Genomic DNA, 19,032 nt, shown 5'->3' with positions numbered 1-19,032 from the left:
ATGACGACGAAAACAGCCGTTCTGGCGGGTATCGCACTGGGTGCAGGGATTGCCACGCAATCGCTCGCGCAGGAAAGCTGGACCATGACCACCACATGGCCGACCTCGCTTGAACTGATCGAGATCGACAAGCACTTCGTGGAACTGGCCAACAAGCTGACCGGCGATGCGCTGACCATCGAGTTCTTCGAGGGCGGTGCCCTTGTGCCCGCGGGCGAGGTTTTCGGTGCGGTGGAATCGGGCACGATCCAGGCCGGCGGCGACTGGCCGGGCTACTGGGCGGGCCGCAACTCGGCCTTCTCGCCGCTGGCGACCACGGCCAGCCTGTTCAACGCGGTCGATTACGTCAACTGGATCGAGCAGTGGGGCGGCGCGGATCTTTACAACGAGATCTATGGCAAGTTCGGCATGGTCTATCTGCCCTACGGCGTGACCAACAACGAATCCGGCTTCCGCACCAACGAGAAGATCGTGTCGCTCGATGACCTGCAGGGCAAGCGTCTGCGCTTGTCGGGGCTCGAGCAGGGGCGCCTTCTTGAAAAGCTTGGCGGCAGCCAGGTTTCCATGGCAGGCGGTGAGATCTATCAGGCGCTTGAGCGCGGCGTGATCGACGGGGCCGAATTCTCGACGCCGAACGTCGACTTCTCGGGCGGCTTCCAGCAGGTGACCAAGTATTGGGCAACGCCCGGCTGGCACCAGTCGGCCTCGGTCTTCGGGGTGATGATCAACAAGGCCTCGTGGGACGCGCTGTCGCCCGAAACGCAGGAAGACCTGAAGATCGCGGCGCAGGCCAACCTGATCTGGTCGCTGTCCTTCACCGAAAAGCGCGCGACCGAAGCCTATCAGCAATTCGTGGACGCGGGCACCGAGATCAGCCGTTACGATGACGAAACCCTCGCGAAGGTGCAGGAAATGGCCAACACGGTGATCGAGGAAACCGCTTGCGAAAACCCCGATTCCGCCAAGGTCTATCTCAGCCAGCTGGAATATCTGGCCGACTACGCCAAATGGCGTGATGCCTCTGCGCCCTTCAACCTCGGCCGCACGCCGAACGGCCCGGATATCGAGAAGATCCGCGCCTGCGCGCAGTAAATCCGCATCCGGCAGGATCGCAGGAAACGAAGGCCCGCGCGGGAACTGTGCGGGCCTTTTTCGTGCTCGCCTGTCAGCGGCGTGGCGGCAGGATGGCGACGGCGCGGAAATCGTTGACATTCGTCAGGGTCGGGCCGGTAATCAACTGCGCCTGCGTTGCGCCGAAAAAGCCGTGGCTGTCGTTGCGCGCAAGGGCCTCGGCCGCATCCAGCCCGGCGGCGCGGGCGCGCGTCAGGATGTCGGGGCCGATCAGCGCCCCTGCGACCTCGGCCGCGCCGTCCACGCCATCGGTATCGCCGGCCAGAAGATGGATGCCGGGCGCGCCGCCAAGCTCCAGCGCGGCAGCAAGCGCGAATTCGGCATTCGGCCCGCCGATGCCGTCGCCGCGCCGCGTGACCGTCAGCTCTCCGCCCGACAAAAGCAGCACGGGCCGCGCGCCGGGGCCCAATGCGGCCGCGATCCCCTTGGCAAGGTGTGCGTGTGCGGCGCCAACCTCGCGGGCCTCGCCCTCGATCGCGTCACCCAGGACGATGACCTGCCAGCCCTCGGACCGGGCCACCTTCGCGGCGGCTTGCAAGGATTGCGCGGGCGCGGCGATCACCCGCGTCTCGCCATGGGCAAGGCGCGGGTCGTTGCGGGGTACAACGCCGGTGCGCCCCCGAAGCAGCGCCGCGCGAAGGTTATCGGGCAGCGCAATCCCCCAGCGCTCCGCGATTGCAAGCGCGTCTTCCGCGGTGCTGTCATCCCCGACCGTCGGCCCCGAGGCGATCATCGCCGGATCGTCGCCCGGCACGTCCGAGATCAGCAGCGCCAGCATCCGTGCAGGCGCCGCGCGCGCGGCAAGCTGGCCGCCCTTCACCCCCGAGATATGCTTGCGCAGCGTGTTCATCGCCGAGATCGGTGCGCCCGATGCCAGAAGGGCCGCGTTGATCGCCTGCTTTTCCTCAAGGCTCAGCCCTTGCGCGGGGGCGCACAGAAGCGCCGATCCCCCGCCCGAGATCAGCGCAATCACCAGATCGTCGGGCCCCAGCCCGTCCAGCAGCGCCAGCATCCGCGCCGTGGCCGCGACCCCGGCGGCATCGGGCACGGGATGGGCGGCCTCGACGATTTCGATCCCGGTGCAGGGGCGGGCATGGCCGTAGCGGGTGATGACCAGCCCCGCGCAGGGCCCGTAATGCGCCTCGACCGCCTCGGCCATGCGCGCGCTTGCCTTGCCCGCACCGATCACGATCAGCCGCCCCTTCGGCGGCGGGGGCAGGTTCGGGGCGATGACGCGCATCGGGTCCGCCGTGGCGACGGCGGTATCGAACAGCTTTCGCAAAAGCGCCGCGGGATCGGTCATGCCATGCCCTTTCGCTGCATCGGGTGGTCCTTGTTCCGGTGGCCTTCGGCAAAGCTTGGCCCCGGCGCGGGCAATGCGCAACAGCCCGCTGCGTGCCGGCGCCCGGATGCGCCACCGGGCGCAGATATGCCTATACATTTTGCGCCGGACGTTATAGAGGCCCCGGATCGACCTTCCCGGATGCAGGGCCCGCCCTGCGCCCCGATGTGGGCGCCCCGGTGCCATCGGGTCGCCCGCCCCCTCAGCTACAGAAAAGCCAGACCGTGAAAAAAGCCCTCGCAGACGCGCTCGAACAACGTGGATATACCAGCCTGACCCCGGTGCAGGTTGCCGTCACCAAACCCGAGCTTGCGGGCGCGGACATGCTGGTATCGGCGCAGACCGGGTCGGGCAAGACGCTGGGTTTCGGCCTTGCCATCGCGCCGGGCCTTCTGGGCGAGGAGGAGGTGTTCGGCCCCGCCGCGGCCCCCCTTGCGCTGATCATCGCGCCCACGCGCGAACTGGCGCTTCAGGTCAAGCGCGAACTGGGCTGGCTTTATGCGCAGGCCGGCGCCGTGGTGGCCTCTTGCGTCGGGGGCATGGACATGCGCGACGAACGCCGCGCGCTGCAACGCGGGGCGCATGTCGTCGTTGCCACGCCGGGGCGGCTGCGCGATCACATCATGCGCGGCTCGATCGAACTGGGGGAGCTGCGCGCCGTGGTTCTGGACGAGGCCGACGAGATGCTGGACCTCGGTTTCCGCGAGGATCTGGAGTTCATCCTGGGCGAGGCCCCGGAAACCCGCCAGACGCTCTTGTTCTCGGCCACCGTGCCCGCGGCGATCGCCAGGCTTGCGCAAAGCTATCAGAAGGATGCCGTGCGCGTGTCGACGGCGGCCGAGAAATCGCAGCATGCCGATATCGAATATCGCGCGATGATGGTGTCGCCGCGCGATGCGGAAAACGCCATCATCAACGTGCTGCGCTTCTACGAGGCGCCCAATGCGATCGTGTTCTGCAATACGCGCGCCATGGTCACCCGGCTGACGACGCGGCTTTCGAACCGCGGCTTCTCGGTCGTGGCCCTGTCGGGAGAGCTGTCGCAGAACGAACGCACGCATGCGCTTCAGTCCATGCGCGACGGGCGGGCACGGATCTGCGTGGCCACCGACGTGGCTGCGCGCGGGATCGACCTGCCGAACCTCGATCTGGTCGTGCATGCCGAGCTTCCGACCAGCCACGAGACATTGCTGCACCGGTCCGGGCGCACCGGGCGCGCCGGGCGCAAGGGGGTCAGCGCGCTGATCGTGCCGCCCGTGGCGCGGCGCAAGGCCGAGCGCCTGCTGGGTGCGGCGAAGCTGAATGCGGAATGGACCGAGGCGCCCTCGGCCGATGCGGTGCGCGCGCGCGACGAAGAGCGGATGATGCTGGACCCGGTTTGGCAGGAGGCGGTGTCGGACTCCGAGCGCGGCGCGGTGGACAAGCTTGCCGCGCGCTTCTCGGTCGCGCAGATCGCCGCGGCCTACCTGCGGCTTTACAGCGAACGCCACTCGGCCCCCGAAGACCTGTCGGACGTGGACGAGCGGTCCGCGCCGCGCACGGCCTTCGGCCCCAGCGTGTGGTTCTCGATCCCCGGCGGGCGCAGCCAGAATGCCGATCCGCGCCGCCTGTTGCCGATGCTGTGCCGGGCGGGCGACATCACGCGCGACGATATCGGGGCGATCCGTATCCAGCCCGATGAATCGCTGTTCGAAATCCGCGAAAGCGCCGTGACGGGGTTTCTTGCCGCGATCGGGCCCGAGATGCGAATCGAGGGCGGCGCGGTGCTGACGCAGCTTGGCGCGGTAGGTGCTCCGCCGGCCGGGCGCGCGCCCTTCGCAGGCGGCAAGCCGGGGCGTGGCGGGGCCGGAAAACCCAAATATCAGCGGCCGGGCCCGAAAGGCGCGCCGCCTGAGCGGACCCTTGGGGACGCGCCTGCGCGCCCGAAGAAGCCAAAGCCCGCTTCGCATGCACCAGCGCCCGGCAAGGCGGGAAAGCCCGAGAGCGCGGGAAAGCCCGCCAAGGGCAAGAAGCCGTCCTTCGGCAAGCCCGCCGCAAAAGGGGGCAAGCCCAAGGCACGGCCCGCGCGGGGCGGACCCGAGGGCGGTGGCCGCGGGCGCAAATAAGCCCGCGCGAAAACGCTTGAAACCATCGGGGCTTACCCTCTAGACCCTCGTGTCGAAGGGGGTGGCATGGGTGCTTACTGGGCAGGGTTGAAGCTGGGGCTGGGCCTGATCGTGGCGATCGGGGCGCAGAACGCCTTCGTGCTGCGCCAGGGGCTGCGGCGCGAGCATGTCTTTGCCGTCGCGCTGTTCTGCGCCTTGTCGGATTCGCTGCTGATCGCACTCGGCGTGGCGGGCTTTGCCGCGCTGTCCGAGGCCGCGCCCTGGATGCTGCCGCTGATGCGGTGGGGCGGGGTGGCCTTCCTTCTGGCCTATGCCGCGCGCGCCGCCCATTCGGCCTGGCGCGGAGAGGCCGCGCTTGCCGCGGCGGGCGGGCAGGCGCCGGTGCCGCTTTGGGGGGTGATGCTGACCGTCGCGGCGCTGACCTGGGCCAATCCGCATGTCTGGCTGGATACGGTCGTGCTTCTTGGTGCGGTTTCGGCCCAGTTTCCGGGGAAGGGGGTGGCGTTCGCCGCGGGGGCGATCTCGGCCTCGTTCGGGTTCTTCTTCCTGCTTGCCTATGGCGCGCGCGCCCTTGCGCCGCTTTTTGCGCGCCCGGTCGCCTGGCGCATTCTGGATGCGGGTGTGGCGGTGGTGATGGTCTCTATCGCGGCGCGACTTGCGCTTGGCGGGATGTGACCGACACAATCGCTGCCTTGCGGTGCCCGCCGCGATGGGCTTATCTCGGCCAATGACGATGGCGCAGCCCCCCAACAGACCCCTTGCCGGAATTGTCTGGATGCTTGTCACGGGGCTTTGCTTCGTCGCGGTCACCGGGATCGTGCGGCATCTGGGAACCGACCTTCCCGCGGTGCAGGGCGCCTTCATGCGGTTCCTGTTCGGGCTGGTGCTCCTTGCGCCGGTGCTGCTGTCCACGTTCCGCATGGCCGCGGTGCAGGCCGCGCTGCCGATGTTCGCGCTGCGCGGCGCGCTTCATACGCTTGCGGTGTCGCTGTGGTTCTATGCCATGGCGCGCATCCCCGTCGCCGAGGTGACGGCGATCGGCTATCTCAATCCCATCGTCGTCACGCTTGGCGCGGCCATCGCCTTTGGCGAACGGCTGGCGGCGCGGCGGCTGATGGCGATCGGCGTGGCCTTGCTGGGGGCGGTGGTTGTCCTGCGCCCGGGCCTGCGCGAAATCCTTCCGGGCCACTACGCCCAGCTTGGCGCCGCAGTCAGTTTCGGGCTGAGCTACCTGATCGCCAAACGGCTGTCCGAGCGTATTCCGGCCGGCGCGGTGGTGGCGATGCTGTCGCTGACGGTCACCCTGGGCCTGGCGCCGCTTGCCCTTTCGGTCTGGGTGCCCATGCGCGCTGAGCAGATGGTGTGGCTGGCGTTGGTGGCGGCCTTCGCCACGGCCGGGCATTATTGCATGACGCGCGCCTTTGCCGCCGCGCCGATGACGGTGACGCAGCCGGTCACCTTCCTGCAACTGGTCTGGGCGACGCTGCTGGGGGTTCTGGTCTTTGACGAGGCCGCCGACCCCTGGGTGTTTCTGGGGGGTGGGCTGATCATCGGCGCGATCAGCTACATGACCTGGCGCGAGGCGCAGCTGAAGCGCCGCGCCGTCACCCCGGCGGTGGGCGAAACCAAGGTCTGAGGGTCTTCTCAGGCCACGGTTCCGCGCGGATCTATCAGATGCGCGATCACGCCCTCGCGCGTCACCATCCGTCCGTCGGACAGGGCAAGCGCGGGCTCGGAGCAAAGCCGTTTCATGATGTCGCGCACCGGCGTATCGGCGGGCAATACCGCACAGCCCTCGGGGCAGGGGCCTTCCTGCGCGACATCCGCGGCGGTCAGAACGCCAAGCGGGTTCATGTGGGCCACGAAATCGGCCACATAGTCGTTCACCGGGGCGGCGATGATCTCGCGCGCGGTGCCGCATTGCACGATGCGTCCGCCCTCCATCAGCGCGATCCGGTTGCCCAGCTTGAAAGCCTCGTCCAGGTCGTGGCTGACGAAGATGATGGTGCGCCTGAGCTTCGCCTGAAGGTCCAGCAGCTCGTCTTGCAGCTTCGAGCGGATCAGCGGGTCGAGCGCCGAGAACGGCTCGTCCATCAGAAGGATCGGCGCGTCGGTGGCGAAGGCGCGCGCAAGGCCCACGCGCTGCTGCATGCCGCCCGACAGCTCGCCCACCTTGCGTTCGGCCCAGTCGGAAAGCCCGACCAGCGCCAGTTGCTCATCCACCTTCGCGCGCCGCCCGGCAGCAGACTGGCCGGAGAGTTCAAGGCCGAGGCCCACGTTTTCGCGCACGGTGCGCCACGGCAGCAGGCCGAATTGCTGGAACACCATCGCCACGCATTCGCGGCGCACGCGCAGAAGGTCGGCGGGGGCGGCGCCGACCATGTCGCAGGTCCAGTCCCCGTCATGAATGACGACGCGGCCGCGGCAGACCGGGTTCAGCCCGTTGACCGCGCGCAGAAGCGTCGACTTGCCCGAGCCCGACAGCCCCATGAGCACCAGAATCTCGCCGCTTTCGACGCTTAGCGAACAGTCGTGGACGCCCAGCACCTGCCCGGTCGCCTTCTGGATCTCGGCCCGGCTCATACCCTTGTCCATCATGGGCAGGGCGCGGTCGGGGTGATCGCCGAAGACGATGTTGACCTTGTCGAATTCGACCGCAACCGTCATTTCTTGCCTCCGATCCGCAGCATCCGATCAAGGATGATCGCCACCACCACGATGATGAAGCCCGATTCGAAGCCGAGCGCGGTATTGACCGAGTTCAGCGCGCGCACGACCGGCACGCCCAGCCCGTTCGCGCCCACCAGCGCCGCGATCACCACCATCGACAGCGACAGCATGATGGTCTGGTTCAGCCCCGCCATGATCTGCGGCAGCGCATAGGGCAGCTCTACCTTCCACAGGGTTTGCCGCCGGGTGCCGCCAAAGGCGGTAACGGCCTCAAGAAGCGTCTGCGGGGTCGACGACACGCCCAGATGCGTAAGCCGGATCGGCGCGGGCAGCACGAAGATCACCGTGGCGATCAGGCCCGGCACCATGCCGATGCCGAAGAAGACGATGGCCGGGATCAGGTAAACGAAGGTCGGCAGCGTCTGCATGAGGTCGAGGATCGGCCGCATCCAGGCGTAAAGCCGGGGCCGGTGCGCGGCGGCGATGCCGATCGGCACGCCTATCGCCATGCAGACCACGCAGGACGACAGCACCAGCGTCAGGCTTTCCGTCGTTTCCTTCCAGTATCCCTGGTTGAGGATGAACAGGAACCCCGCCAGCACCAGAAGCGGCGTCTTCCAGTCGCGTTGCAGAAAGGCCGTCAACGCGACGAAGGCCGCCACGATGATCATCGGATGCGGCCCCTGCAAGACCAGCAGGATCGCGTCGATCAATCCCCGCATCGCCACCGAGAGCGCGTCGAAGAACACGCCGGCATGATCCTTGAGCCAGTCGAATATCACCTTGGCGGTCTTGCCCACCGGTATCTTGTTGGCGGTCAGCCAATCCATCGCGCCGATCTCCCCTGATTGCGCGGCAAGGCTCCGCGCCGCCCGTGTCGCGGCGCGGATGCGGTTTCGGGCGTTACTTCAGCGCCTCGGTCACGGCGGCCATCGCATCGCCGCCGTCCAGCGTGGTCACGCCGTCAAGCCAGGGGCCGATCACATCGGGATGCGCCGCAAGCCAGGCCTTGGCCGCATCGCCCGGATCGGCGCCGTCATTGAGGATCGCGCCCATGATCTCGTTCTCCAGCGGCAGCGAGAATTCGAGGTTCTGCAACAGCTTGCCGACATTGGGGCATTCGGCCACATAGCCGGCGCGCACATTGGTCGCCACCTCGGCGCCGCCGAAATCCGGACCGAAGAAGTCATCGCCGCCGGCCAGATAGGTCATCTTGAAACTGGCGTTCATGGGATGGGGTTCCCAGCCAAGGAAGACGACCGGTTCACCGGCCTTGTCCGCGCGCTCCACCTGCGCAAGCATCCCCTGTTCCGAACTTTCGACGACCTCGAACCCCCCGAGTTCGAAGGCGTTCCCCTCGATCATGTCGAGGATCAGGCGGTTGCCGTCATTGCCGGGCTCGATGCCGAAGATCTTGCCCTCCAGCGCCTCGCGTTGTGCGGCGATATCGGCGAAATCCGCGATGCCCAGATCGGCGCCCGCGGTATTGGTGGCCAGGGTGTATTTCGCGCCGACAAGGTTGGTGCGCACCGTCTCGACCGTGCCGTTTTCACGGTAGGGGGCGATGTCGGCCTCCATCGTGGGCATCCAGTTGCCAAGGAAGACATCCACATCGCCGGTGGACAGCGCCGAATAGGTCACCGGCACCGACAGAAGCTTCACGTCGGTCTCGTAGCCAAGCGCGTTCAGCAGGGTCGTGGTGACGGCGGTGGTGGCGGTGATGTCGGTCCAGCCGACATCGGAAAGCGTGACCTTTGCGCAATCGGCCTGTGCCGCGCCCGCAGCGGCCAGAACGGCAAGGGTCGGGATCGTGGTTCTCAGTTTCATAGGACACTCCCTGGGCGTCATGGTTGACATCTTGCTGGGCGCGGTCTTCGCCGCTGGCCCGGCGTTTCTTGATTGACGAGTCAATTAACTCACGTCAAAATCCGTATTGCAACTGTTTTTGAGGGCAATATGGCACGGATTGCGGCGGAGCCTAAACGAAGAGCCGATATTGTGAAAGCAACGATCGTCGAGATCGGGGCGCGCGGTTCGCTTGAGGTGACGGTGGCGCAGATCGCACGCCGGGCGGGGGTCAGTTCGGCCCTTGCGCATCACTATTTCGGCTCCAAGGAGGCGATCTTCGTGGCCACGATGCGCCATGTCCTGACGATCTTCGGGGCCGAGGTGCGCGGGGCCCTGGCCGCCGCGCATGGCCCGCGGCCGCGGGTCGAGGCGATCATCCGAGCCTCCTTCGCCTCGGGCTCGTTCCGGCGCGAGGTGGTGGCGGCCTGGCTCAATTTCTACGTCCTCGCCCAGACCGAGCCCGAGGCCCGGCGCCTGCTGAATGTCTATCACCGCCGGCTGCGCACCAATCTGATGCACGATCTGCGCCCCCTTGCCGGCGCGCGCGCCGCGATGATCGCCGAGGCGTTGGGCGCGCTGATCGACGGGGTCTATCTGCGCGCGGCGCTTTCGGCCCCGACCGAGGGCGGGCTTGACCGTCAGGCGGCGGCCGACCTCGTGCTCGATGCCCTCGCCCGAGAGCTTGGCGCCCCGCGCTAGGCCGATCCGCACCGTTTTGCCAGAGGTATCCCGATGTCCCAGTTCCAGCCCGCCGCCAGCCATTTCGTCGATGGCCGCCCTGTCGAAGACAGCGCAGGAACGCCGATCGACGTGACCACCCCCTATACGGGCGAAACGATCGCCCGGCTGCACGCGGCCACGCCGGCCATTCTGGAGGCCGCGCTGGACAGCGCCGCGCGCGCGCAGAAGGACTGGGCCGCGTGGCGCCCGGTGGAACGCGGGCGGGTGCTGCGCCGCGCGGCCGATCTGATCCGGGCGCGGGGGGCGGAACTGGCGCGTCTGGAAACCATGGATACCGGCAAGCCCATCCAGGAAACCGAGGTGGCCGACTGGCCCTCGGGGGCCGATGCGCTGGAATATTTCGCGGGTCTCGCGGCCGCGGTGACGGGCGAGACGATCCCCCTTGGCGGCGATTTCGCCTATACGATCCGCGAACCCCTTGGGGTCTGCGTCGGCATCGGGGCGTGGAACTATCCCAGCCAGATCGCCTGCTGGAAGGCCGCGCCCGCGCTTGCGATGGGCAATGCGATGGTCTTCAAGCCCTCCGAGGTCACGCCGCTTGGCGCGCTGAAACTGGCCGGGATCCTGATCGAGGCGGGCGCCCCCGCGGGGCTGTTCAACGTGGTGCAGGGGCTTGGCGCGGTGGGCGCGGCGCTTGCGGGCGATCCGCGCGTGGCCAAGGTGTCGCTGACAGGGTCCGTCCCCACCGGGGCCAAAGTCTATGCCACCGCCGCCACGGGCATGAAGCATGTCACGATGGAGCTGGGGGGCAAGTCGCCGCTGATCGTCTTTGACGACGCGAGCCTCGAGGATGCGGTGGGCGCCGCGATGCTGGGCAACTTCTACTCGTCGGGGCAGATCTGCTCGAACGGGACGCGGGTCTTCGTGCAGCGCGCCCTGAAAGAGCGGTTCCTGACGCGCCTGGCCGCGCGGAGTGCGGCCATCGTTGCAGGCGATCCGATGGACCCGGCCACGCAATTCGGCCCGCTGATCAATGCGGCACAGCATGACAAGGTGATGGGCTATATCGCGCGCGCAAAACAAGAGGGCGCGCGGCTTGTCACCGGCGGGGCCGCGGGCAATGCGGGGGCGCTTTTCGTGCAGCCCACCGTCTTCGCCGAGGTGACCGACACCATGACGCTGGCGCGCGAAGAGGTGTTCGGCCCGGTCATGGCGGTGCTGGATTTCGACACCGAGGAAGAGGTGATCGCCCGTGCCAATGCCACGCAGTTCGGGCTGGCCGCCGGTGTCTTCACCGCCGATCTGGCGCGCGCGCATCGCGTGATCGCGCAGCTTCAGGCGGGCACCTGCTGGATCAACAGCTACAACCTGACCCCGGTTGAGATGCCCTTCGGCGGCGTCAAGGGCTCGGGCTTCGGGCGCGAAAATTCGCGCGCGGCCCTTGATCACTACAGCCAGATCAAGGCGGTTTATGTCGGCATGGGCCCGGTCGAGGCGCCCTATTGAACACGCCCGCGGGGGCAGGAATGACGGATCGGAAAGCAAGGGTGATGGAAGCCGATTATGTGATCGTAGGGGCGGGGTCTGGGGGCTCGGCACTGGGCTACCGGCTGGCCGAGGCCGGGCGCAAAGTTGTCATTATCGAACATGGTGGCAGCGATTTCGGCCCGTTCATCCAGATGCCCGCTGCACTTTCCTATCCAATGAACATGCGCCAATACGATTGGGGCTTTTCTTCGGAACCGGAACCGCACCTTGACGGGCGGCGCATGGTCACGCCGCGCGGGAAGGTGATCGGGGGGTCGTCCTCGATCAACGGCATGGTCTATGTGCGCGGCCATGCGCGCGATTTCGACCATTGGGCCGAATCCGGCGCCACCGGCTGGTCCTATGCCGATGTGCTGCCCTATTTCCGCCGGATGGAGCATTGGCACGGCCGGTCCGACGGGGCCGATGCCGCATGGCGCGGGGACAGCGGGCCGCTTCACGTCACGCGCGGGCCGCGCGCGAACCCGCTTTTTGCGGCCTTCATCGAGGCCGGGCAGCAGGCCGGCTATCCCGCGACGGCCGATTACAACGGAGAGCGCCAGGAGGGTTTCGGCCCGATGGAGGCGACGATCTGGAAGGGGCGGCGTTGGTCGGCGGCCAATGCCTATCTGCGCCCGGCGCTGAAGACCGGGAACCTGACGATCCTGCGCGGCCTTGCCCGGCGCGTGGTGATCGAGGAGGGCCGCGCCACGGGGGTCGAGATTTCCCGCGCGGGGCAGGTCGAAGTTGTCCGCGCGCGGGCCGAGGTGATCCTTGCGGCCAGCTCGATCAACACGCCGAAACTTCTGATGCTGTCGGGGATCGGCCCGGCCGCGCATCTGGCCGCGCGCGGGATCGGGGTGGTGGCCGACCGTCCGGGCGTGGGGGCGAACCTGCAAGACCACCTCGAGGTCTATGTGCAGTTCGCGGCGGCGCAGCCGGTCACGCTCTATCGTTACTGGAACCTGTTGGGCAAGGCGCTGATCGGGGCGCAATGGCTGTTCACCGGCACCGGGCTTGGCGCGTCGAACCAGTTCGAGGCCTGCGGCTTCATCCGCTCGGCCGCCGGGGTGGATTATCCCGACATCCAGTACCACTTTCTGCCGCTGGCGGTGCGCTATGACGGGAAATCCGCCCTGCGCGGGCATGGCTTCCAGGCCCATGTCGGGCCGATGCGCTCCAAATCGCGGGGCACGATCCGGCTGCGCTCGGCCGATCCGGATGCCGCGCCCGAGATCCGCTTCAACTACATGTCGCATCCCGACGATTGGGACGAGTTCCGCCGCTGCCTGCGCCTGACGCGCGAGATCTTCGCCCAGCCCGCCATGGCCCCCTTTGTCCGGCAAGAGATCCAGCCCGGCACCGGGGTCGAAAGCGATGCGCAGATCGACGCCTTCATCCGCGAACATGCCGAAAGCGCCTTCCATCCCTGCGGCACCGCACGGATCGGCGCGCGCGACGACGCGATGGCCGTGGTCGACCCGGAGTTGCGGGTGATCGGTGTCGAGGGGCTGCGCGTGGCCGACAGCTCGGTCTTTCCGCGCATCACCAACGGCAACCTGAACGCGCCCTCGATCATGGTGGGGGAAAAGGCGGCGGATCTGGTTCTGGGCCGCGCGCCCCTTGCGCCGCAGAACGTTGCGCCCTGGATTCACCCCAACTGGCAGGTGGCGCAGCGCTGAAATCGCATTGCAATCACCGCGTGCGGCGATATTGATCCCGGTCAAGGCTGGCGCCGATTCCGCGCGCTAGAATCCTTTCGACAGCGACGGAAACAAGGGAGACATCATGTCGAATACACCGCACACGCTTCAGGACGAATTCCCCACCCAGATGGATGCGATCCACGCGCTCAAGGTCTCGAACGCGCATTTCGCCCGGCTTCTGGATGAATATGATGCGCTGAACGACAAGGTGCATCGGGCCGAAACCAATGTGGAGCCGATCGAGCAACTGGCCGAGGTGGAGCTTCGCAAGAAGCGCGCCTTGGTGAAGGACGAGATCGCGCGCATGCTTTCGGCCGCCTGAGGCAGTGCCCGAGAAAAGTGATGCAAGCCCCCGGAGACGGGGGCTTTTTCATGCGATCATGCGATGTCGTAAGGCAGCACGCCCCTGCTGTCGGGGTCGACGCGCAGGCGGCGCTCCAGCGGCGGAACGGAACGCTGATGGCAATCCTTGCGCTCGCAGATGCGGCAGGAAATGCCGATCGGCTGATAGGCGCGCGGGTTGTTCACGTCCAGATCGTCGGCGTAGACCAGCCCCTTGGCGTGGCTGATCTCGCATCCCAGGCAAATAGCGAAGCGGCGCACCGGCGCGTGGAACGAGCCCCCGGTTTTCGACACGTCGCGCGAAATGCACAGATAGCGCACGCCATCGGGCGTTTCGGCGAGCTGACGCAGGAAGCGGCCCGGCGTCTCGAAGGCCTGGTGCACGTTCCAAAGCGGGCAGGCGCCGCCGAACCGCGCGAATTGCAGCCGGGTGGCGGAATGGCGCTTGGTGATCGTGCCGGCCTGATCGACCCGCACGAAGAAGAAGGGGATGCCTTTCGCGCCGGGGCGTTGCAGGGTGGACAGCCGATGCGCCACCTGCTCGACCGAGGCGCCGAACATGTCGGTCAGCCGTTCCAGGTCGTGGCGGGTTTCCTGCGCGGCCTCAAGAAAGGCGCGATAGGGCAGCAGCGCCGCCCCCGCGAAATAGTTCGCCAGCCCGATCTTGGCGATGGTGCGCGCCGTTTCGGATTGGAACCGGGCAAGATCCAGCGTGGCCTCCAGAAGCTCGTTCTGGGTGATCAGTGCCACCTGGTGCAGCAGTTGGAAGGCCTGCGTGGCCCCCCCGGCGCGCGATGAGATGACGATCTTCTTGCCGCTGCGATTGCGCAATCCGTCGATGTTGGAAAACTGAACTTCAACCCCGCGTTCGCCCAGGGTTTCCAGGGCGCGCTTGATCGGATCTTTTCTGTTTCCGTTCGGGCATGTGAAATGCTCGGCCGCGCGGTCGACGGCGTCGATGTAATTGTCGCAATAGTGAAAGAAATCGCGCACCTCTTCCCAAGGGGAAACGACCGTCTGCGCGCCTTCGCGGCCCAAGGCCTCGTCCAGCGAGGCCAGCCGCTCATGCGCCTGGCGATAGGCGCGGTGCAGCTCCAGGAAGGCGCGGGCAAGGGCAGGGGCGTTCGAGGCGGTCAGCCGCAGGTCGGCAAGCGGCGCGGTGGTATCGGCGAAAACCGGATCGGCAAGCGCCTCGCGCATGTCGCTGACCAGCCGCTCGGCATCGCCTGCGGATAGTTCCGTCACATCGAGGCCGAATTCGCCCGCAAGCGCCAGCACCACCGCGGCCGACACGGGGCGATGGTTGTTTTCCATCTGGTTGAGATAGGGCAATGAGACGCCAAGCCGGTCGGCAAAGACCTTCTGCGTCAGGCCCAGCTTGGTGCGCGTCTCGCGCAGCTTGACGCCGGCATAGAGTTTCTGCGTCGCCATCGCGCACCCCCTTATTTGCAAAGAGCATCTAATCTTTGCAAAGGGCGAAGGTCAAACCCCCAGTTGCGCCCGCCGCCGGATCACCCAGAGGATCGACAGGATCGAGCCGAGAGACGATGCCGTCATGATGATCAGAAGCGGTGCGGCGCCGCTGTCGGGGCCCAGCATCGCGCCGGCAACGGCCGACAAGGCCGCGCCCCCGCCCACCGTGATCGTCGCGCCAAGGCCCGAGGCGGTTCCGGCCAGCTCGGGCCGGACGGACATCATCCCGGCATTGGCCGAGGGAAGCGCCATCCCGTTGCCAAGCCCGGTGACGCCGACCGCGGGAAAGAAGATCAGCGGATGCGAAAAGCCCGCGAACTCGGCTCCGAGGGCGACCACCAGGGCCAGCGTGGCGAAGACCGTGCCCAGAAGCACCATCCGGTCCATGCCGATCCGCGTGGCATAGCGCCCCGAGATGAAATTGCCCGCCGCATAGCCAAGCGCCGGCAGAGCGAAATAGGAGCCAAGCTCGGCCGGGCTGAGATGGAAAATCTGCGTGCCGACGAAGGGCGCGCCGCCGAGATAGGCGAAGAACAGCCCCGAGGCGCAAGCGGCGGCAAAGCAATAGCCCCAGAACCGCTGCGAGCTGAACAGCACGGGATAGCTTTTCAACTGCTCGGCAAAGGGCACGCCGCCATCGCGCGTCGTCTCGCCCAGATCGGCCCAGACCAGTGCGAAGATCGCGCAGCCGAACAAAAGCAGGAAGATGAAACTCGCCTGCCAGCCGAACAACTCGTCCAGCGCGCCGCCGATCACCGGGCCGACCATTGGCACAAGCGCCATGCCCATCGTGACATAGCCGATCATCGAGGCGGCCTGTTCCGCCGGCACCATGTCGCGCACGACCGCGCGCGACAGCACGAAGCCCGTGGCGATGACCGCCTGGATCATGCGGCAGGCCAGGAAGATGCCCGCGTTGGGCGCAAGCAGCGTGCCCACTGTCGCCAGAAGGAAGATCGTCAGCGATACCAGCAGGGCGCGCCGCCGCCCGTAGCGGTCCGACAGCGGCCCGACCGCCAGTTGCAGCACCGCTGAAACCGCCAGATAGGCCGAAACCGAAAGCTGCATCACCGCATAATCCACCCCGAAATGCCGCGCCATTCCGGGCAGCGAGGGCAGGAAGATGTTCAGTGACAGCGCCGCCAGCCCCGCGATCAGGACCAGCGTAACGATATGGGGCGGGCTCGCCCGATCCAGGAATACAGCGCGCATATCCGACCGCTAGGCCCGGCCCGCCGGTTTGTCCATCGCGGAAATGTATGGGTTCAATCCCGGGCGTGGCCATGGATTTGCAAGATTGCAATTCGCACCGAGGCGGTTGCCAACATTTTGCAAATTTACGCAAATCTGCTTTGTAACAGCCTTGTGTGCGTATAGTGTGCCCGAAATCTCGGAGGGGACCCATGAAAGACATCCTGAGCGAACTTGAAGACCGCCGTGCCCAAGCCCGTCTTGGCGGCGGTCAGCGCAGAATCGATGCCCAGCACGCCCGCGGCAAGCTGACGGCGCGCGAACGCATCGAGCTGCTGCTCGATGAGGGCTCTTTCGAAGAGTTCGACATGTTCAAGGCGCATCGCTGCGTCGATTTCGGGATGCAGGAAGACCGTCCCTCGGGCGACGGCGTGGTCACCGGCTGGGGCACGGTTAACGGCCGCATGGTATATGTCTTCAGCCAGGACTTCACGGTGTTCGGCGGCTCCTTGTCCGAAACCCATGCCGAGAAGATCTGCAAGATCATGGACATGGCGGTGCAGAACGGTGCCCCGGTGATCGGCATCAACGATTCGGGCGGCGCGCGGATCCAGGAGGGCGTCGCCTCGCTTGCCGGTTATGCCGAGGTGTTCCAGCGCAATATCATGGCCTCGGGTGTGGTGCCGCAGATCAGCCTGATCATGGGCCCCTGCGCGGGCGGCGCGGTCTATTCCCCCGCGATGACCGACTTCATCTTCATGGTGAAGGACAGCTCTTACATGTTCGTCACCGGTCCCGACGTGGTGAAGACCGTGACGAACGAGGTGGTTACCGCCGAACAGCTTGGCGGTGCCTCAACCCACACCAAGAAAAGCTCGGTCGCCGATGGCGCCTATGAAAACGACGTGGAAGCCTTGGCCGAAACGCGCCGCCTGATCGACTTCCTGCCGCTGTCGAACCGCGAAAAGGCCCCCGTGCGTCCGTTTTTCGACGATGTCGCGCGCATCGAGGAAAGCCTCGATACCCTGATCCCGGCCAACCCCAACCAGCCCTACGACATGAAAGAGCTGATCGTGAAGGTTGCGGACGAGGGCGATTTCTTCGAGATCCAGAAGGATTTCGCGGGCAATATCATCACCGGCTTCATCCGCATCGAGGGGCAGACCGTGGGCGTCGTGGCCAACCAGCCGATGGTGCTGGCCGGTTGTCTTGACATCGACAGCTCGCGCAAGGCGGCGCGCTTCGTGCGCTTCTGCGATGCGTTCGAGATCCCGATCCTGACCTTCGTCGACGTGCCGGGCTTCCTGCCGGGGACGGGCCAGGAATATGGCGGCGTCATCAAGCACGGCGCGAAGCTGCTGTTCGCCTATGGCGAGGCGACCGTGCCGAAGGTGACGGTCATCACCCGCAAGGCCTATGGCGGTGCCTATGACGTCATGGCCTCCAAGCATCTGCGCGGCGATTTCAACTATGCCTGGCCCACCGCCGAGATCGCGGTGATGGGCGCCAAGGGCGCGGTCGAGATCCTCTATCGCAGCGAACTGGGCGATCCCGACAAGATCGCGGTGCGCACCCGCGATTACGAGGACCGCTTCGCCAACCCGTTCGTGGCGGCCGAGAAGGGCTTCATCGACGAGGTGATCCAGCCGCGCTCCACCCGCAAGCGGGTGGCGCGGGCCTTCGCCTCTCTGCGCAGCAAGAAGCTGTCCAACCCTTGGAAGAAACACGACAATATTCCGCTTTGACCGGGGGCGGCGATGCTTTGCAGGGGTAGGTTCATGCGCATGTCGGCGGCGGGGCTTCTGGCCCTTGCCGGCGCGGTCCCGCTTGGCGCGGCCGAACCGGTGGGCGTGCCCTCGGGGCAGAGCGTCGCCTTCGTCGAGGTGATCGACGAAACCTCGGGCGGGGAAGAGGCGGTGGTGCGGTTCCGCTTCCTGGCGCCGGCGATCGCCGAGGGGGGCAACGTTGACGCCGAGGCCGCGCTTGGTGACATGGCTGCGCTGTGTGACAGTTTCGCGCTGCCCTGGCTAAGCCATGAGGGGATCGTGGCGCAGACCGTCGTGATCTCGCTCAGTGACCGGCCGGTCGAGTTCGGCGTGACCGATGCCGAGGCGGTGCAGTATTTCGAGGCGTTCCAGATCGAAGACGGCGCCTGCATCTGGGAGCTTTATTGATGCGTGCCGTCCCTTCACCGCTCCGTTTTCCATCATGGAGGGTAAGCCTTCGTGCAACTATCTGTGCAGAGAAGTATTTTTCCCTCTGTAATGGCGCGTGGGCGCGGGATATTGTCGGGGAGGGTCAGAATCTGTTGACCTGCAAAGATGACAATCGGCGGAACCCTGAGGGCGCAGGCCCGGGCCACCTCTGCCGGGACAGGAGAACGAAATGTCGAAGAAAGCTCTGCTCGCGATCGCTCTGGTCGCTTTCGCTGCCGCTTGCGCACCGAAAACCGAGCCGGTTCAGGAAGTCACCGTCGAGCCGACCTACACCGGCAAATACAAGTAATGCCGGACTGGGGCGGGGACCCGTTCCCGCCCCTGACCCCTGCCGCGCGCGCCTTGGCGTGACGGCGTTTCAGTGGCGCTCGGGCCTGCCCCTTTCTGCGGAGGGCACGAGATGCTGAAACATCGCGGTTTCCCCGGGCGTCTTCCCGGAACCGATTTCCAGTTCGTCATTCGCCGGGCCAACAAGGCCGGCGCGACCAAGATCATCCGGCGCGAGCGGTTCCGTGACCGCGCGGCGGCCGACCGGCGTGCCGACGCGGGCTTTATGGCGGCACTTTGGGACCATTTCGGCGAAGAGCCTTTCGAACGTGGCAATCTTGATGCGGGACGCCTGTCCTGGCTTTTCGGCCGCGAGGTGGTTGCAGCCGAGGACCCGTTCGATCCGGCGTCCTACGAGGCCCTGTTGCGGATCGACGCTGCCAAGGCGCGCGCCGCGTTCCCCGAAGTGTTCGATGAGGGCGCCGATTTCGGATGGGGCGACGAAGACGAGGATGATCTGGCATGATCTTGCC

17 protein-coding genes are annotated in these 19,032 nt (G+C 66.5%); 11 read left to right on the top strand and 6 right to left on the bottom strand.

Going from position 1 to position 19,032, the window contains the following annotated elements; genetic code table 11:
• A complete protein-coding gene (gene dctP / locus AC4PTO_RS12630) occupies positions 1-1,092 on the top strand; it encodes a TRAP transporter substrate-binding protein DctP (protein ID WP_492728981.1) in 1,092 nt (363 codons plus the stop codon).
• Positions 1,093-1,165: 73 nt separating this feature from the next.
• On the opposite strand, the gene AC4PTO_RS12625 is transcribed toward dctP, so the two are convergent.
• Positions 1,166-2,434 carry a glycerate kinase type-2 family protein gene (locus AC4PTO_RS12625; protein ID WP_492728979.1) on the bottom strand — a complete coding sequence of 423 codons (1,269 nt, stop codon included), beginning with the start codon at positions 2,432-2,434 and terminating at the stop codon, positions 1,166-1,168.
• A 263-nt stretch (positions 2,435-2,697) separates the two neighbouring features.
• On the opposite strand from AC4PTO_RS12625, the gene AC4PTO_RS12620 reads away from it, so the two are divergent.
• The 3 genes from AC4PTO_RS12620 to AC4PTO_RS12610 all read left to right on the top strand — a co-directional run bounded on the left by AC4PTO_RS12620 (position 2,698) and on the right by AC4PTO_RS12610 (position 6,214).
• Complete coding sequence (locus AC4PTO_RS12620) at positions 2,698-4,578, top strand: DEAD/DEAH box helicase (protein ID WP_492728977.1); 1,881 nt, start codon at positions 2,698-2,700, stop codon at positions 4,576-4,578.
• Between the two features lie 66 nt (positions 4,579-4,644).
• Positions 4,645-5,253: a LysE/ArgO family amino acid transporter gene (locus AC4PTO_RS12615; RefSeq protein ID WP_492728975.1), complete on the top strand. Its 609-nt coding sequence runs from the start codon at positions 4,645-4,647 to the stop codon at positions 5,251-5,253.
• A gap of 52 nt (positions 5,254-5,305) precedes the next feature.
• Entirely contained in the window at positions 5,306-6,214 is a 909-nt protein-coding gene (locus AC4PTO_RS12610) for a DMT family transporter (protein WP_492728973.1), read from the top strand.
• A gap of 8 nt (positions 6,215-6,222) precedes the next feature.
• Here the strand turns inward: AC4PTO_RS12610 and choV are convergent, their stop codons facing one another.
• The 3 genes from choV to choX form a co-directional block, all read right to left on the bottom strand.
• Positions 6,223-7,245: a choline ABC transporter ATP-binding protein gene (choV, locus tag AC4PTO_RS12605; protein ID WP_492728971.1), complete on the bottom strand. Its 1,023-nt coding sequence runs from the start codon at positions 7,243-7,245 to the stop codon at positions 6,223-6,225.
• Positions 7,242-8,078 carry a choline ABC transporter permease subunit gene (gene choW / locus AC4PTO_RS12600; RefSeq protein WP_492728969.1) on the bottom strand — a complete coding sequence of 279 codons (837 nt, stop codon included), beginning with the start codon at positions 8,076-8,078 and terminating at the stop codon, positions 7,242-7,244. The genes choV and choW overlap by 4 nt, the downstream gene beginning before the upstream one ends.
• Positions 8,079-8,151: 73 nt before the next feature.
• Positions 8,152-9,075 (bottom strand): choline ABC transporter substrate-binding protein, encoded by a 924-nt coding sequence (gene choX / locus AC4PTO_RS12595; protein ID WP_492728967.1) that lies wholly within the window; start codon positions 9,073-9,075, stop codon positions 8,152-8,154.
• Positions 9,076-9,204: 129 nt separating this feature from the next.
• Here choX and betI point away from each other — a divergent pair, with 129 nt between their 5' ends.
• The 4 genes from betI to AC4PTO_RS12575 all read left to right on the top strand — a co-directional run bounded on the left by betI (position 9,205) and on the right by AC4PTO_RS12575 (position 13,332).
• The gene (betI, locus tag AC4PTO_RS12590; RefSeq protein WP_492728965.1) at positions 9,205-9,795 is read left to right on the top strand and encodes a choline-binding transcriptional repressor BetI; all 591 of its coding nucleotides are present in this window, start codon (positions 9,205-9,207) and stop codon (positions 9,793-9,795) included.
• Positions 9,796-9,828: 33 nt separating this feature from the next.
• Positions 9,829-11,283, top strand: a complete 1,455-nt coding sequence (gene betB, locus AC4PTO_RS12585) for a betaine-aldehyde dehydrogenase (protein ID WP_492728963.1) — start codon at positions 9,829-9,831, stop codon at positions 11,281-11,283.
• A gap of 44 nt (positions 11,284-11,327) precedes the next feature.
• Complete coding sequence (gene betA / locus AC4PTO_RS12580) at positions 11,328-12,986, top strand: choline dehydrogenase (protein ID WP_492733616.1); 1,659 nt, start codon at positions 11,328-11,330, stop codon at positions 12,984-12,986.
• A gap of 106 nt (positions 12,987-13,092) precedes the next feature.
• Complete coding sequence (locus tag AC4PTO_RS12575; RefSeq protein WP_492728961.1) at positions 13,093-13,332, top strand: HP1242/YdcH family protein; 240 nt, start codon at positions 13,093-13,095, stop codon at positions 13,330-13,332.
• A 56-nt stretch (positions 13,333-13,388) separates the two neighbouring features.
• Here AC4PTO_RS12575 and AC4PTO_RS12570 read toward each other — a convergent pair whose 3' ends face one another.
• On the bottom strand, positions 13,389-14,783 hold the full coding sequence (locus AC4PTO_RS12570; RefSeq protein ID WP_492728960.1) for a helix-turn-helix domain-containing protein: 1,395 nt from the start codon (positions 14,781-14,783) through the stop codon (positions 13,389-13,391).
• Positions 14,784-14,834: 51 nt separating this feature from the next.
• Positions 14,835-16,037, bottom strand: a complete 1,203-nt coding sequence (locus AC4PTO_RS12565; protein ID WP_492728958.1) for a multidrug effflux MFS transporter — start codon at positions 16,035-16,037, stop codon at positions 14,835-14,837.
• Positions 16,038-16,228: 191 nt separating this feature from the next.
• Between AC4PTO_RS12565 and AC4PTO_RS12560 the strand changes: the two genes are divergently transcribed.
• The 3 genes from AC4PTO_RS12560 (at position 16,229) to AC4PTO_RS12550 (ending at position 19,025) form a co-directional block, all read left to right on the top strand.
• A complete protein-coding gene (locus AC4PTO_RS12560) occupies positions 16,229-17,761 on the top strand; it encodes an acyl-CoA carboxylase subunit beta (RefSeq protein ID WP_492728956.1) in 1,533 nt (510 codons plus the stop codon).
• 33 nt (positions 17,762-17,794) lie between these two features.
• Entirely contained in the window at positions 17,795-18,190 is a 396-nt protein-coding gene (locus AC4PTO_RS12555) for a DUF6497 family protein (RefSeq protein WP_492728954.1), read from the top strand.
• Positions 18,191-18,632: 442 nt separating this feature from the next.
• On the top strand, positions 18,633-19,025 hold the full coding sequence (locus AC4PTO_RS12550) for a hypothetical protein (protein WP_492728952.1): 393 nt from the start codon (positions 18,633-18,635) through the stop codon (positions 19,023-19,025).
• Positions 19,026-19,032: the final 7 nt, after the last annotated feature.

Source organism: Rhodobacter maritimus (assembly GCF_058747975.1).
This window is presented reverse-complemented; position numbering and strand designations above follow the sequence as displayed.